This window comes from Arthrobacter sp. NPDC058127 (assembly GCF_042884555.1).
Lineage (GTDB): Bacteria > Actinomycetota > Actinomycetes > Actinomycetales > Micrococcaceae > Arthrobacter.
In genome coordinates, this window is the sequence record NZ_JBHVTT010000019.1 from 59,136 (window position 1) to 74,048 (window position 14,913).

Annotated in this window: 14 protein-coding genes; 7 read left to right on the forward strand and 7 right to left on the reverse strand. The window is 64.5% G+C overall.

Annotated features, from left to right (window positions below; genetic code table 11):
• The first annotated feature begins 70 nt into the window (after window positions 1–70).
• Both ACFVTG_RS20105 and ACFVTG_RS20110 read left to right on the forward strand, forming a co-directional pair.
• Window positions 71–550 carry a DNA starvation/stationary phase protection protein gene (locus ACFVTG_RS20105; protein ID WP_284754436.1) on the forward strand — a complete coding sequence of 160 codons (480 nt, stop codon included), beginning with the start codon at window positions 71–73 and terminating at the stop codon, window positions 548–550.
• A gap of 34 nt (window positions 551–584) precedes the next feature.
• The gene (locus ACFVTG_RS20110; protein WP_284754437.1) at window positions 585–1,538 is read left to right on the forward strand and encodes a DNA topoisomerase IB; all 954 of its coding nucleotides are present in this window, start codon (window positions 585–587) and stop codon (window positions 1,536–1,538) included.
• A gap of 126 nt (window positions 1,539–1,664) precedes the next feature.
• On the opposite strand, the gene ACFVTG_RS20115 is transcribed toward ACFVTG_RS20110, so the two are convergent.
• The 6 genes from ACFVTG_RS20115 to ACFVTG_RS20140 all read right to left on the reverse strand — a co-directional run bounded on the left by ACFVTG_RS20115 (window position 1,665) and on the right by ACFVTG_RS20140 (window position 7,954).
• Window positions 1,665–1,943, reverse strand: coding sequence for an HPr family phosphocarrier protein (locus tag ACFVTG_RS20115; RefSeq protein WP_059388405.1), 279 nt, complete (start codon window positions 1,941–1,943; stop codon window positions 1,665–1,667).
• Between the two features lie 33 nt (window positions 1,944–1,976).
• On the reverse strand, window positions 1,977–3,686 hold the full coding sequence (ptsP, locus tag ACFVTG_RS20120; RefSeq protein WP_390282632.1) for a phosphoenolpyruvate--protein phosphotransferase: 1,710 nt from the start codon (window positions 3,684–3,686) through the stop codon (window positions 1,977–1,979).
• 35 nt (window positions 3,687–3,721) lie between these two features.
• On the reverse strand, window positions 3,722–5,758 hold the full coding sequence (locus tag ACFVTG_RS20125; protein WP_390282633.1) for a fructose-specific PTS transporter subunit EIIC: 2,037 nt from the start codon (window positions 5,756–5,758) through the stop codon (window positions 3,722–3,724).
• A 2-nt stretch (window positions 5,759–5,760) separates the two neighbouring features.
• The gene (locus ACFVTG_RS20130; protein WP_284754443.1) at window positions 5,761–6,768 is read right to left on the reverse strand and encodes a hexose kinase; all 1,008 of its coding nucleotides are present in this window, start codon (window positions 6,766–6,768) and stop codon (window positions 5,761–5,763) included.
• Window positions 6,765–7,577: a DeoR/GlpR family DNA-binding transcription regulator gene (locus ACFVTG_RS20135; protein WP_284754506.1), complete on the reverse strand. Its 813-nt coding sequence runs from the start codon at window positions 7,575–7,577 to the stop codon at window positions 6,765–6,767. Before ACFVTG_RS20135 ends, ACFVTG_RS20130 begins: the two co-directional genes overlap by 4 nt.
• Window positions 7,578–7,762: 185 nt before the next feature.
• Window positions 7,763–7,954, reverse strand: coding sequence for a hypothetical protein (locus ACFVTG_RS20140; RefSeq protein ID WP_390282634.1), 192 nt, complete (start codon window positions 7,952–7,954; stop codon window positions 7,763–7,765).
• Window positions 7,955–8,668: 714 nt separating this feature from the next.
• Between ACFVTG_RS20140 and ACFVTG_RS20145 the strand changes: the two genes are divergently transcribed.
• Complete coding sequence (locus ACFVTG_RS20145) at window positions 8,669–9,406, forward strand: GAF and ANTAR domain-containing protein (protein WP_284754446.1); 738 nt, start codon at window positions 8,669–8,671, stop codon at window positions 9,404–9,406.
• Window positions 9,407–9,415: 9 nt separating this feature from the next.
• On the opposite strand, the gene ACFVTG_RS20150 is transcribed toward ACFVTG_RS20145, so the two are convergent.
• The gene (locus ACFVTG_RS20150) at window positions 9,416–9,847 is read right to left on the reverse strand and encodes an SRPBCC domain-containing protein (protein ID WP_390282635.1); all 432 of its coding nucleotides are present in this window, start codon (window positions 9,845–9,847) and stop codon (window positions 9,416–9,418) included.
• A 78-nt stretch (window positions 9,848–9,925) separates the two neighbouring features.
• Between ACFVTG_RS20150 and ACFVTG_RS20155 the strand changes: the two genes are divergently transcribed.
• The 4 genes from ACFVTG_RS20155 (at window position 9,926) to ACFVTG_RS20170 (ending at window position 14,893) form a co-directional block, all read left to right on the forward strand.
• Complete coding sequence (locus ACFVTG_RS20155; RefSeq protein WP_390282637.1) at window positions 9,926–10,543, forward strand: alpha/beta hydrolase; 618 nt, start codon at window positions 9,926–9,928, stop codon at window positions 10,541–10,543.
• A 154-nt stretch (window positions 10,544–10,697) separates the two neighbouring features.
• Window positions 10,698–11,708 (forward strand): LacI family DNA-binding transcriptional regulator, encoded by a 1,011-nt coding sequence (locus ACFVTG_RS20160; protein ID WP_390282638.1) that lies wholly within the window; start codon window positions 10,698–10,700, stop codon window positions 11,706–11,708.
• Between the two features lie 16 nt (window positions 11,709–11,724).
• Window positions 11,725–12,462: an HAD-IA family hydrolase gene (locus ACFVTG_RS20165; RefSeq protein WP_284754451.1), complete on the forward strand. Its 738-nt coding sequence runs from the start codon at window positions 11,725–11,727 to the stop codon at window positions 12,460–12,462.
• Window positions 12,463–12,502: 40 nt separating this feature from the next.
• Window positions 12,503–14,893: a glycoside hydrolase family 65 protein gene (locus ACFVTG_RS20170; RefSeq protein WP_390282639.1), complete on the forward strand. Its 2,391-nt coding sequence runs from the start codon at window positions 12,503–12,505 to the stop codon at window positions 14,891–14,893.
• Window positions 14,894–14,913: the final 20 nt, after the last annotated feature.

Consider the following 14,913-nt stretch of genomic DNA (forward strand, 5'->3'; position numbering starts at 1 on the left):
GTAGGCTAAACGGAAGGTCGTGCGCCGGTTTCCGGCGCCCGCTTCGGATGGTCGTCTAGGAGGAGAAAACGTGAAAGCATCGCAAACTCTGGCAGATAATCTTCAGCTGGTCCTGACGGATCTCATTGAACTCCAGCTCCAGGGAAAACAGGCCCATTGGAACATTGTCGGCCCCAATTTCCGGGACTTGCACCTGCAGCTTGACGAACTCGTCGCAGCCGCCCGGGAGTTCGCCGACGAAACCGCCGAACGGATGCGGGCGCTCCATGCCCTTCCCGATGGCCGGAGCACCACCATCGCCGCCTCAACCAGGCTGGAGCAATTCCCTGCGGGGCTGACCAAAACCAAGGACGCCGTGAAGCTGATCACCGACCGCCTGGAGCGGACGGTCCAGACCATGCGTGATGTCCATGACGAAGTAGACAAAGAAGACCCCACGACGGCGGATCTCCTCCACGCGTTTATTGCCCGTTTGGAGCAGCTCGCCTGGATGGTCAGCGCAGAGACCATGTCAGCCAGTGCGTCCGTGGCAGACCCACAGGAAGCCTAGAAACCCGGGAACGTAGGCGAACGGCGCCACGGGTATGCCACGGCTCCGCCGCAGCAAACCCGGCACCCCGGGCATTTCCCGACGAAAGTCCGGCCGCGGATTCAGTTACCACCGCCCGGACGGATCGCTTGTCTCGGGTGCGGAGCGCAAGCGCCTTGACGCGCTGGCGATTCCCCCGGCCTGGGCCGACGTCTGGATATGTCCGTTCGAGAACGGACATATCCAGGCAATGGGAGTGGACGACGCCGGCCGGAGCCAATACATCTACCACCCGGAGTGGCGGGCCCGCCAGGATACTGAAAAGTTCGCCCGGGCCGCGCGCCTCGGAACCCTCCTGCCACAGGTGCGCCGTATGGTCTCCCGGCATCTGCGGGAGTCATCTTCGGAGAAGACCAAAACTTTGGCCGCGGCCGTGCGGCTCATGGACCTCGGCGCCTTGCGCGTTGGATCCGATGGCTACACGCGACGCAACGGCTCATACGGCCTCACCACGCTGAGGTGCAAGCACGTGAAGGTCAACGGGGATGCGGTTTCCCTGCATTTCCCGGGGAAAAGCGGTCAAACCTGGGATTCCATCATCGAGGACCCTGTGCTGGCCCGATTCCTGGGACCCTTGGCAGGTAGGCCCGGCAAGGAACCCCTGCTGGTCTTCCAGGAGGGTGACGGCCGGGTCTCGCTGAATGCCGTGATGGTCAACGAGTACCTTCGTGACATCACAGGCGGCGACTACACAGCCAAGGACTTACGCACCTGGAAAGGCACTGCGGCGGCCGGTATGGCGCTCGCTGGCCCCGCTTCGAAAGTGTCGGCCCGCCAGCGAGTCCTCGAGGCCATCAAGCAAACCGCCGAACTACTTGGCAACACGCCAACAGTGGCGAGGGCAGCGTACGTCGATCCGCGCCTCGTGGAGGGATTCCTGGCCGGCGATCTCGAACAGCTCAGGGCCAGCGAGTCGGATGTTGCGGCCTATCTGGCGTCATTGCCATGAATGATTTGCCCTGAAAAACAATTTGCCCTTAAAAACAAAAGAGCATGCTCCCCGCTGGCTGCGAGGGATGGACATAGTAGGAATTTGTCCATCCCTCAGTGCCAAGGGAGAGCATGCTCAGTGGGGTTACTCGGCGTCGTGGTCCGTTTCGAGGATCTTCACGAGGCGGTCCAGGGCCTCGTCGGCCCCGGCGCCCTCGGCGCGCAGTACAACGACGTCGCCAAATGAAGCTCCGAGGCTCATCAGGGACAAGATGCTGGCGGCGTCCATCGCGTCGTCGGCGGGCTCGCCTTCGCGGGCGATGGTGACCTCGATGTCCAACTCGCCGGCGGCTTCGGCGAAGATGGCTGCCGGGCGTGCGTGCAGGCCGACGCGGCTGGCGATGGTGGCGGTACGTTCGGACATTGTTGCTCCTTCGATTGTGGGCTTGGGGAAAGTCTAGAGACCCAACTCGTCCAGGATAGGCAGCTGGGCGCGAACGGCTTGGCGCGCGGCGGATGCACTCGGGGCGGCCAGAGCCGCCGTCGCGAGCTGCTGGGCTTGTGCCACGGTGACGGTTGCCAGGACAGCGGATACGGCAGCCAGGGCGCGTGCACTCATGGAAAGCGTCGCGACGCCCAGTCCAACGAGTACGACGGCGAGGGCGGGGTCCGCGGCTGCCTCGCCGCACACTCCCACGGGTCGGGGGTTGCCGCCCGAGCTGGCGGCAGCAGCGCCGTCGGCGGTCAGCTTCACGAGCTGAAGCACGGCCGGCTGCCAGGGGTCGTTGAGAGTGGCGAGAGGGCCGAGTTGGCGGTCCGCGGCCATCGCGTATTGGGTGAGGTCGTTGGTCCCGAGCGAGGCGAAGCTGACTTCGCGCAGCACGGAGGCTGCGGTCAAGGCAGCCGACGGGACTTCAACCATGACACCCGGGGTCTTCAAACCAGCGGCGGAGCAGAGGGCTGCGAAATGCGCTGCCTCCTCGGCCGTGGAGATCATGGGAGCCATGACCCACACTTCGGCCTGGTTGGCAGCCTCTGCCGCGGCGATCGCCGCCAGCTGGCGTTCGAGGACGCCCGGGGAGGTCAGGTCGGTGCGGTAGCCGCGGACGCCCAGCGCAGGGTTGGGCTCGTCCGCGTTGGTGAGGAAAGGGAGAGGCTTGTCCGCGCCGGCGTCGAGGGTTCGGACCACCACCTTCTTGCCCGGAAATGCCGCGAAGACGGCGCCGTAGGCGGCGATCTGCTCCTCGACTGTGGGTTCGTCGTCGCGATCCAGGAAACAGAATTCGGTGCGCAGCAAACCGACGCCCTCGGCACCGGCGTCGGCGGCCTTGACGGCGTCGGCACCCGTACCTACGTTGGCGAGCAGCGGAACCCGGAACCCGTCGGCCATGACGTTGCTCCCGCTGAAGGCGGCAACGGTGGACGCCTGGGTGGCCCAAGCCTTGGCCGCGAGGCGAAGTTCCTCGCCGGGGTCAACCGTGATGGTGCCGGCAGCACCGTCGAGGTAGACCTCGGTGCCGTCCCCGATCTCGTCGACACCCGGGGCGGCGACGATCGCGGGCAGGCCGAGGGCGCGGGCCAGGATGGCGGTGTGGGACTGCGGGCCGCCGCTCGAGGTGATCAGGGCGATCACTTTGGCGGGGTCCAGGGTGGCGGTGTCTGCCGGGGCTAGGTCCTCGGCGGCCAGGATGAACGGAACGTCCGACGCCGGGATTCCCGGCGCGGGCAGTCCGCGCAGTTCAGAGACGATGCGGGCGCGGACGTCCAGGACGTCGGCCACGCGCTCTGCCATGTAGCCGCCGAGGGCCTTCAACGAGTCTGCAACCGTGGCAGCTGCCTCCCAGATGGCCCGCTCGGCGGTGCGTGCGCCGCCCGGGGCTTCGGGGGAGAGGAGCCTGATGGCCGATTTCACCAGCATGGGATCGGCGGCCATCAGGGCTGTTGCTTCCAGGACCTCTTTGCCTTCGCCGGACGCCGTCGCGGCTCGGGCACGGAGTTCCGCCTGCACGGCCTTGGCGGCATCCTTGATGCGCTGGCCCTGCGATTCGGCGGTAACGTCCGCAGGAATATTGACGTTCTCACGGGGCTCTTGCACCGGCTTCGGCATCTGCCGCACCGGCCCCAGAACACGCCCCGGGGCAACGCCTACACCTGAAAAGGTCTGCATGGATTAGTCCTCTACTTCGCTTATTGGCGGGTTGTTCAGGCTGCGACCGGAACAGGAGCCTGCTCGGCCTCTACAGGCTTCCGGACTGCCCAACGCTTGAGTGCGAGCAGGACCAGGGCGGTGATGACCACGCCGACTGCGATCGAGATGATGAACATTGCCAGGTTTCCGATAGCGAAGAAGACGAAGATGCCACCATGGGGTGCCTGGGAGGTGACCCCGAAGGCCATGCACAGCGCCCCGGTCACGGCTCCACCCACCATGCTCGCGGGGATGACGCGGAACGGGTCAGCGGCAGCGAATGGGATGGCGCCTTCGGAGATGAAGGACGCGCCCAGCAACCAGGCTGCCTTGCCGTTCTCGCGCTCGGCGAGGCTGAAGCCCTTCTTGTTGAGCACGGTTGCCAATGCCATAGCGAGCGGCGGCACCATCCCGGCGGCCATGACGGCAGCCATGATCTGGAGCGGGGCAGGGTTGGCCAGGCTACCGGCACCCAGGCCGGCCACGGCGAAGGAGTAGGCAACCTTGTTGACGGGGCCGCCGAGGTCGAAGCACATCATGAGGCCGAGGATGATGCCGAGGACGACGGCGGACGCGCCGGTCATGCCGGTCAACCACGTGTTGAGCTGCAGGGTCAGCCATGCGATAGGACCGCCGAGAACCAGGAACATCAAGCCGGAAGCGACGATCGAAGCCAGCAGCGGGATGATCACGACCGGCATGAGCCCGCGCAACCAGCGCGGAACGCTGAACGTGCCAATCCAGTGCGCCGTGAGGCCGGCGAGCAAACCACCAACCAGGCCGCCCAGGAAGCCTGCGCCCATGAAGCCGGCAACAGCACCGGCCACGAAGCCCGGGGCAATGCCGGGCCGGTCCGCGATGCCGAACGCAATGTAACCTGCCAAGGCGGGGACGAGGAAGCCAAGGGACAATCCACCGATCTTGAAGGCAACGGTACCCAAGTACAAGGCGAGGTTACCGTTTGGAAGATCGAGCAAGGTGTTGTGGGCCAGGATGTCATTGGCCTTGGTTCCCAAAGCAATGTCGTAGCCCGCCAGCAAGAAGCCCAAGGCAATGAGCAGGCCGCCACCGGCGACAAACGGGATCATGTAGCTGACGCCGGTCAGGAGGACCTTCTTGACCTTGGTGCCGAGGTGCTCGCTGGCAGCTTCGGACGCCTTTTCGGCGCTCTCTTCGGCGCCGAAATGCGGGACGCGGTGAGCATGTGGGTCGGTAGCGGCGGCGAGGGCTTCTTGCACCATCTTGGCCGGTTCGTCAATGCCGCGCTTCACGGGCGCGTTGATGACGGGCTTGCCAGCGAATCGCTCCTTGCCGCGGACATCGACGTCTACCGCGAAGATCACGGCGTCAGCTGCGGCAATCACAGCCGGGTCCAACGCGGTAAATCCGCCCGAGCCCTGGGTTTCAACCTGCAGGTCGACGCCCGCTTCCTTGCCCGCAGCCACGAGGGAATCGGCTGCCATGTAGGTGTGGGCGATGCCGGTGGGGCACGCCGTGACGGCGACGATGCGCTTCGGGGCCGTGGCAGAAGAAGCACGGGCCGAAGCCGGGGCGGCCTCGGCTTCGGGTGCCACCGACCCTGCCGCATGCGCAGCCGGCTTGTCTGCCAGTGCGCCGTCAACCAAGTCGACGATGTCCTGCTCGGTGGCAGCCGCACGCAGGGCCGCCGTGAAGTCCTTCTTGATGAGGGAACGGGCCAGCTTGGAGAGCAACTTCAGGTGCTCCTGGTCCGCTCCTTCCGGGGCAGCGATGAAGAAGATGATGTCCGCGGGGCCATCCTTGGCACCGAAGTCCACCTTGTTCGAGAGCCGGGCCATCGCCAAGGCGGGCTCGGTCACTGCGATCGAGCGGCAGTGCGGGATGGCGATGCCGCCGGGTACGCCCGTGGCAGTCTTCTGCTCGCGGGCGAAGGCGTCCGCGAAGAGCCCTTCAACCTCGGAGGCGCGTCCGGCTGCGGCAACTTTGCCTGCCAGGAAGCGGATGACATCGGCGGGAGAATCGCCGAGGTTCTGGTCAAGGGAGACCAGTTGGGGGGTGATGAGCTGGGTCACTGTTAGTCCTTCTGAAGGGCCGTGATGGTTACGGCGTCGGGAGTTGTTTGGTGGACCGCCGGGACAGTGGAGCCCGGCAGCGAAGCAGCGGCGGCACCATGGGCCACAGCCTGACGGAGGCAGTCCTGCGAGGTTCCGCCGTTGGTGGCGGCCAGCAGATAGCCAGCAAGGGATGAATCGCCGGCACCGACTGTGCTGACGGCTTGGATCGGCGGATGCGTGGCGAGCCACGCGCCGTCGGCGGTTACCAGGACGGCGCCCTTGGAACCGAGTGTTGCGAGTACTGCACCCACACCGCTGCCGACGACGGCGGCGGCGGCCCTGACGGCAAGGCCGGGGTCCGCTTCCAGTTCGTCAGCCGTATGGACGTCTGTGAGGCCGGCTGCGGCAGCCAGTTCGGCCAGTTCTTCCGCGTTGGGCTTCAGGAGATCGGGCTTGCCGCTGATGTTGCCGAGTGAATCGCCACTGATGGCGGCAACCAGCGGGGCGCCGGAGGAGTCAATCGCTATTAGCGGCGGACCGCCGTTTGCAGGATCGTCGTTCCGTGAACGGAGCCTACGGGCGACCGTGGCGTAGAAATCCGCCGGTACTCCTGGTGGGAGCGATCCGGCGAGTACCACCCAGCTCGCGCCACGGGAGCGGTCCAGCAGCAGCCCGATCAGGGCTTCCTGCTCGTCCAGGCTCAACTCCGGGCCGGGTTCGTTGATCTTGGTGGTGACGCCGTCCGGTTCGGTGAGCGTCACGTTGCTGCGCAGCGGCGCGCTGATGGGAAGCGCTGCGTAGGGGACGCCGTCGTCGAGCAGTCCAGCGAGGACGGGATCGGAATCCCCGCCCGGCAGGACAGCAACGGTGTCCAGGCCCGAGGCGACAAGCGCCCGGGAGACATTGACGCCCTTGCCGCCGGAGTGCTGGTGGACGGCGATGGCGCGCTGAACCTCGCCGCGGGCCAAGGGTGCCGGGAGCTCCACCGTGCGGTCGAGGCTCGGGTTGGCGGTCAGGGTGACAATCATGCGATCACCACATCGACGCCGGCCTCGGCCAAAGCGGCGGAGAGCTCTTCAGAGGGTTCGTGGTCAGTAATCACGGTGTCCACATCTTTTAGGGCAGCGAACTGGACCAGGGTTTCCGCGTCCAGCTTGGAGGAATCCGCGAGGACGACGACGCGCCGTGCGGACTTGACGAAGGCGGCCTTGACGGCGGCTTCTTCGGGGTCAGGGGTGCTGAGCCCGAACGTGGCGTGGATACCGTTTGCGCCGACGAAGGCGATGTCCGGACGGAGCCGGGAAGCGGCCTCGACCGTGGACTGGCCGACGGCGGCCTGGGTGAGACCGCGGACACGGCCGCCCAGGATCTGGAGGGCGATCTGCGGGTTGCCGGAGAGCCGTCCGGCGATGGGGATGGCGTGGGTGATAACCACCAGTTCTTCACGCGGGGTGTTCCCGTTGGAAGACGCCATGCGCTGGGCGGTGCGCTGGTCGAGCAAGCGGGCGAGAGCCTCGGTGGTAGAGCCGGCATCGATCAGGATGCTGCCGGCTCCATTCTCCGGGATGAGGGCAAGGGCGGCCTCGGCGATGCGGACCTTCTCCGGTTGGCGCTGGATGGCCCGCTCAACCACGCTTTCCTCGCGGGTGCTGAGGCGGTCCGAGGGGACTGCCCCACCGTGGACGCGGCGAAGGTTGCCGGCGGATTCGAGGGCGGCGAGGTCACGGCGGACCGTCTCCGTAGTGATGCTGAATCGATCTGCAAGGTCCGTTACGCTGACCCGTCCACGCTCGGCGACGAGCTCGGAGATCAGCTGTTGGCGCTCCTCGGCGAACACATACCCTCCATTGCGTACAAGCTTTTGGTACATCAGTGACTGTGATCACATGATGTGGAATTGCTTGACTCTATCTTTGTTCGTGTTGGTCTGTCAACAGAAAACAACATAAACAAAGATATGGGCTTGGTTTGGGTTTGGTTGGGGGTGGGGCCGGCGGACCTAGCGTCGGAACAAAAGGTGTCCTAAGGCCACTCGATCTCCGGCAGGCCGGGGTAGTCGATGGGGAGGTTGTCAGGATCCGGCGGGTCAGGTACCCGGGACTGGGAAATGGAATCCGTTCCCTGCCGATGCTTGTTCCTCTGCCGACCCAGCTCATCGGGCCCTTGCCGCGAGTCGCCTTCGGGTCGCCGCTGCTGCGTACTTTCGAGCTTCATGGTGCTTCCTTCGGGTAATGCTGCAAGTCGTTGGCTAAGCAGGTATTTCCAACTCGAAGCCACAACTGCATCTCAAAATCTTGGTGTGGAGGCGGACTTCCGGGGGAGAACTGCGCGATCGGGGCATGCCCATGTGCGGTGCACTTCGCAGTGCTGTTTTCACATCACGGAGGGGTTCGCCGCAATGGAAATAGTGGCTTCCGAACTCCAGGAGGCCATCCTGAATCCCCCGACGATTCAGGATGGCCCCCGCCTGCTGGACGGTGGCTGCGTGGCTATAGGAAAACCCGCAGGAAGTGCACGTGTAGAACACGGCAAGCTGTTGGGAAATCCTTGGAGCCCGGGCCTGGATGGATTCGATAACCAGGTGCTTGTTTGTTCCACAACCGGCACACCAAAGGGGAGCGGTCCCGGGCTGATGTGGTTCGCGAGGGATCGCGGATTCGGAGGGGGCGGGCATCGACTAGCTCCGCGCCGGTAACAGGCATTTGCTCATCAGGCAGCACCTTCACGTTGAGTGACAGGGCGCCCGGCTGCTTGAGCGAAAACGGGCCGAAGGCTCGGCCTTGTCCGGAGTTCTGCACGGACTGTAGAAGAATTGTGCACTCTGTATTCCCGGTACGCAAGACCGGCGGAGCGTTTGTCCAAGTGGTGGACGTTGTATTGGGAGGCTCTTTTCGCTCCATTTGCGCCCTGCTGCTCATAGACTGAGCCATGGACGAAATGGGCCTGAACCCCTCGGTGGTGGGCCAACTCCAGGATTTGGTCATCGACAGTGAAGACGTCAGCGGCTTCCTCGAAGACCTTGCGGTTTTCACGGCCTCGTCGGTATCCGCTGCGCGCGGCCAAGACGTCCTGTGCGGGGTTACGTTGAGCAGAAGACGCCGATCGATGACGGTCGCCGGAAGCAGCCACGAAGCGCGCCTCATTGACGAAGTACAGCAAGCCTACGGAGATGGACCGTGCCTGGAAGCGATGAGAACCGGGAACTCCGTGCTCGTTTCGGACACTTCCGCGGACGCACGATGGCCTGAATACTGCACCACCATCGCGGAACGTGGACACCTCGCCGTGCTCTGCGTCCCCTTGGCCCTGGAAGAGGGTGCGACGGCGGCGATCAACCTTTTCGCCCCGCAACGCGATGCCTTCGACGAGGCCTCCATCCATAGCTGCGAGCAATTCGCGAGCCAAGCAGAAAAGGCTTTGCGGCTCGCGGTTCGGATCGGCGCCAGGCAACAACGTGCAGAGGACCTCGAGCAGGCAATGCGTTCCCGGACCGCCATCGATCTGGCAACTGGCGTGATCATGGGCCAGAACAGGTGCAGCCAAGAGGAGGCCTTCGGGATTCTGACCAAGGCCTCGAACGGCAGGAACCAGAAACTGAGGGATGTTGCGGAATCCCTTCTCCGGTCCTTGACGAACGAAACGCCGGTCTCGCACTTCGAGGCTTGAGCGACTCCGCTAGCTGCGCTCCGAGATATTTTTGACACTTTCCACGAGGCTGTCCCACATGCCCTTCGAATGCGCGGCTTCATCCGGGCTGGCGTTGTTGTCCTGGGCCAAAGTCAGCCTGGTCTTCCCGTCCTCAGGCTCCAATGTCCACGTCAGGGTGTGATAGTTTTCCGGGGCGTCGGCTTGGCCTGACAGCGGACTGAAATGCGTGTTTACCAGCCGCTTCCCGGGCTCGAACTCGAGGATGACACCTTTGTCCTCATAGTCTTTGCCTTTCCAGACCCCGCGCCAAGCGATGGGTCCGCCAACCGTCCAATCGGTGACAACCTCGGTCCCGAACATGAACTCCTTGATGGACTGGGGATCGGTGATAACCGACCACACCCGATCGGCGCTTGCATGGATCATGATGCTTGAACTCGCAATGAAGTTGCCCGCCATATCAGTCTCCTTTTTCATGGGTCGGCGTACGGCCGCCGGCGCAACAGAGTCTACGCCCGGGGCGCATAGGCTCTTCCCATGGAAACTGTCGTCTGGTCCAAGCCGGAGAATGAGCGTGCAGGGACGCCGCTCCTCGTGATGATGCACGGATACGGCACGGATGAGCAGCGAATGGTGAATCTCTTTCCCCAGCTCCCCAAAGAATTCACCTGCGCCGCGCTCCGTGGACCTATGCCGATCGGCGACCACTACGGCTGGTTCCTCCTGGACTACTTCCTCGCCAACGACTTTGCGGACGTCATCACCGCCACCAACAAGGTGTTCGCCTGGATTGACTCGGTCAAACGCAACCACAGCAGCGTGAGCCTCCTGGGCTATTCACAGGGCATGGCGATGGCCAGCACGCTTCTGCGGCTCCGCCCGGAAGGCTTCAAAGCGACTGTGGGCCTCTCCGGATTCGTGCTGGAAAACGACCTTCTGGCGCTCAGCGAGTCCTTCGACGCTCCGCCGCCGTTCTTCTGGGGGAGGGACAAAGCCGATCCGGTGATCTTCAAGGATGCCATTGAGCACACCGAGGAATGGCTCAACAAGAATATGGCTCTCACTGCGAGGACCTACCCGGGCATGGGGCACCGGGTCGAGGCCCGGGAAATGGCGGATGTGAGCGCGTTTCTGCGGTTTTACGTCCTCCGTTGAGGTGAGGCCCTCGTCACATTCGGGGGTGCCGGAAAACAACTCTTGATTGCCAAAATTGTAAGCGCTTACACTCGTCTTCGGCGGTGCAAGGATGTGCCGCTAAATCCAGAAGATGAAAGGGTTGAGGCCGTGTTGAATGGTTAAGGCTCACCGCGTGACAATCCAGGACGTTGCCGTCCTCTCGGGCTTGTCCATCTGCACCGTTTCACGCGCCCTGCGGAACCTGCCGAACGTGTCCGAAAAAGCACAAGCCAAAGTGGCCGACGCCGCCGCCAAGCTCGGCTACAAGGCATCCTCCGCGGCAGCCCGGCTGGCCGGCGGAAGTACGGGTTCCATCGCCATCATCGCCCCCACCGCCACTGCCTGGTTCTTCGCCCAGGCCGTCGAAGCGGCCGAGGAAGTGTTCGGAGACAGCGGTTTCGACACCGTCCTGATCAGCCTGCGCGGCAAGTCGAGCGTCAAGCGGAGGATCTTCGGCGACCTCCTTGGCTTGTCCCAACGCGTGGACGGCGTACTGCTCCTCAACGTCGATTTGAGCGAATCCGAGGTTGCCCTCCTGGCCGCGTCCGGCCTCGCAGTTGCGAGCGTGGGGATGACTTCCGTACCGTGGGACAACGTAGGGATCGATGACGAACTCGCAGCTTGGCAGGCCACCTCCCACTTGTTGGGGCTGGGCCATTGGGATCTGGCGGTGCTTTCCGGGCGCGAAACCCACGAGAACTCGGTGTTGACGGCCAGCGACAGGCTCAAGGGATTCAGCCGGGCATTGAAAGACCATCACCTGACCGTTCATCCGGACTTGGTCATCAACTCGGATTCCACGATCGACGGCGGCCGTGTAGCCATGAACGAACTCATTGCCCACAGAAGCCTTCCCACCGCAGTCTTCGCGCACTGTGATGAGGCTGCGTTCGGGGCCCTGATGGCCTTGCGAGAGCATGGGCTGTCCGCACCAAAGAATGTCTCCGTGATTGGAATCGACGACCACCCTATGAGCTGGTTCCTGGGCCTTAGCACGGTGGCGCAGCCAGTTGCCGACCAGGGTGCCTTCGCGGCCAACCTCCTGGTTGACCGGCTCCAGAATGCAGACGCCCCCAATGAACCCACCAACCATTTCCTTGACACGAAACTCATTGAACGCAAAACCACGCGCCGCCAGCGCTGAACGGACCCCCAACACCATGACTAACACCCCCGCAACCCAGAAGTCTGCCTGGACGGGCGCCGCCGCGCTCCTTTTCGACCTCGACGGCGTGCTGACGCCCACCGCCGTCGTGCATGAGCAGGCTTGGCAGGAGCTCTTCGACGGCTACCTGGCCGAAACCGGCCATCCGGACGGATACCAGGAGAGCGACTACTTCGACCACATCGACGGCAAGCCGCGCTTCGACGGTGTGCGGGATTTCCTCACCTCCCGTGGAATCACGTTGCCGGAGGGGCCGACCGACGACGATCCCGCCAACACGAGCGTGCAGGGCCTGGGCAACCGCAAGAACCGGATCTTCAACGAGATCGTGGATTCGCGCGGCGTCGAGCCCTACGCAGGCTCTGTCCGCTTCATCCATGCCGCATTGGAGCTGGGACTCAAGCTCGCCGTCGTGTCCTCCTCCCGCAACGCGCCCGCCGTCTTGAAGGCGGCCGGACTGGATGGCTACTTCCCGGTGGTGGTCGACGGCCAGGTGGCGGCCGCCGTCGGGCTCCCCGGCAAGCCGGATCCGGCCACGTTCCGCTACGCCGCCGAGCTGCTGGACGTCCCCGCCGAGGGCTGCGTCGTCGTCGAGGACGCAGTGTCCGGCGTGCAGGCCGGCAGCGCCGGGAACTTCCGCGCGGTGATCGGGGTTGACCGGGGCGCCGGCCACCAGACCCTGCTCGACGCCGGCGCAACGTTCGTGGTCGACGACCTCGACGATCTCCTCTAACCAAGCCGTTTCACGAGAAACAGAAGGAACCCAACAGTCCATGGCACTCATCAGCTCCGACCGGCTGCGCTTCCCCTGCGAACCGTGGAAGCTCGTGGAGAGCATCCACGTTCCCGGTGACGCCGGTACGCTCGAAACCCTCTTCAGCCTCGGCAACGGCCACCTGGGCATCCGCGGCGCCCACTGGGCGGGGGCGGACAGCGAACTTCCCGGCACGTTCATCAACGGTTTCCACGAAACGTGGGACATCAAGCACGCCGAGAATGCGTATGGCTTCGCCCGCACGGGACAGAGGATCGTCTATGTTCCCGATGCCAACAACTTCAACGTCGTCATCGACGGCGAGCAGCTGAGCCTCGCCGAGTCCGCAGTGCAGAATTACCGCCGCAGCATCGACTTCGCCACAGGTGTGTACGAATGCGCGGTCACTTGGGAGTGCCGTTCTGGCGCCATCGTCACAACGGTGGAGCGCCGCGTCGTCGGCATCGATTCCAGGGGTTCCCTCGGCATCGAGCTGAGCCTCGTCGCGGACCGCCAGGTGTCGGCCGACGTCACGTCCTTGGTGATCAATCGGCAGGACCAGCCTGTGGAGGACCACTCGGCCCACGACCCACGCCGCTCCGGCCGCCACGCCGGCCGGGTGCTGCGTCCGCTCCACCTCCAAGGCTCCGATGGATCCCTGCGCATGGCTTGGGAAACCGCCGAATCCCACCAGCGCATCGGCATGGCCGTGGATCACTGGATTTCCGCCGAAGGCCAGCCCTTCGAAACCGTAGTGGGGGAGGACGAGTCCACGGTTCGCTACGTCATGGCCGTGAATGAGGGCGAGACCTTCCGCTTGGAGAAGAGCGTCAGCTACGTCGTGAACAGCGCCGATGCAAGCGCAGAGGACCCCGGCGAGATCCTCGCGTCCGACGCCGAATTGGGACTCGTGCCGTTCGACGCGCTCCTGGCCGAAGGTGCTGCCCACTATCGTGATTACTGGTCCACCGCGGATATCACCATTGGTGGCCAGCCCGAACAGCAGCAGGCCGTGCGATGGAGCCTGTTCCAGCTTGCCCAAGCCACCGCGCGTGCCGGCGTCGCGGGCATCCCGGCCAAGGGCGTCAGTGGCTCCGGCTATGAGGGCCACTACTTCTGGGACCAGGAGGTGTACCTGCTGCCGTACCTGACCTACACCAACCCGGCTGCCGCCCGCCAGGTGCTGGAATCGCGCCATGCCATGCTTCCCGACGCCCGCATCCGGGCCAAGGAACTGAGCGTTGACGGTGCGCTGTTCCCGTGGCGCACCATCAACGGACTCGAGGCCAGCGCGTACTACGCCGCCGGCACCGCGCAGTTCCACATCGCCGCCGCCATCTCCTTCGCCGCAAACCGCTACCAGTGGGCCAGCGGCGACGCCGGCTTCCGTGCGGAGGTGGGAGCCGATCTGTTGATCGAGACGGCCCGCATGTGGGCTTCGCTGGGCTTCTTCGGCAAGGACGGCTTGTTTCACATCCACGGCGTCACGGGCCCGGATGAATACACGGCCGTGGTCAACGACAACCTCTACACCAACGTCATGGCCCGCTTCAACCTCCGAGCGGCTGCAGCACTGGAACACCCGGACGTCCCGGAAACCGAGCGGATGGTGTGGCAACAGGCCGCCGCGCGCATGTCCCTTCCCTACGATCCGGACATGGAGATCTACAGCCAGGACAACGACTTCATGACCCTGGAGCCGTGGGACTGGAACACGCCCAAGTCCAAGTACCCGCTGCTGCTGAACTTCCACCCGCTGGTGATCTACCGGCACCAGGTCCTCAAACAGGCGGACACTGTGCTGGCGATGTTCCTGCAGTGGCAGGACTTCACGGCCGAGGAAAAGCAACGCGCGTTCGACTTCTACGATCCCATCACCACTGGCGACTCCACATTGTCCGCCTGTGTGCAGGGCATCATGGCGGCCGAGGTGGGGTACTCCGACGTCGCGCTCAAGCACTTCACCGAGGCCTTGTTCATCGACCTGGACAACACGCACAACAACACGGTCGACGGCGTGCACATCGCGTCCACCGGCGGCATCTGGAGTTCCTTGGTGTGCGGTTTCGCGGGCATGCGGGACCAGGGCCAGGTCCCGCACTTCGATCCGCGGTTGCCGGCCGAGTGGGACAGCCTGTCCTTCCGCCTCAAGATCCGCGGGCGGCTGTTGTCCGTCGAGTTGCGCCCGGGGTCCATCAGCCTTGCGCTGGTTGCGGATTCAGGCGCTCCCGCTTCAGCGCCCGACGCCGGGACGGCACCTTTGGAGGTCAGCGTTCGCGGCGAGCGGCTCGTCGTCGGCGTCGAGACGGTCACCGTGCCGCTCGACGAAGTGCCGGTCCCCGCGCCGTCGGTCTTCCCGAGCCTCTTCCCGACGGCGGGACTCCCCGTGATCGGAAGCGCGCGGATCTAACTGGCCCATCGATTGCTCCC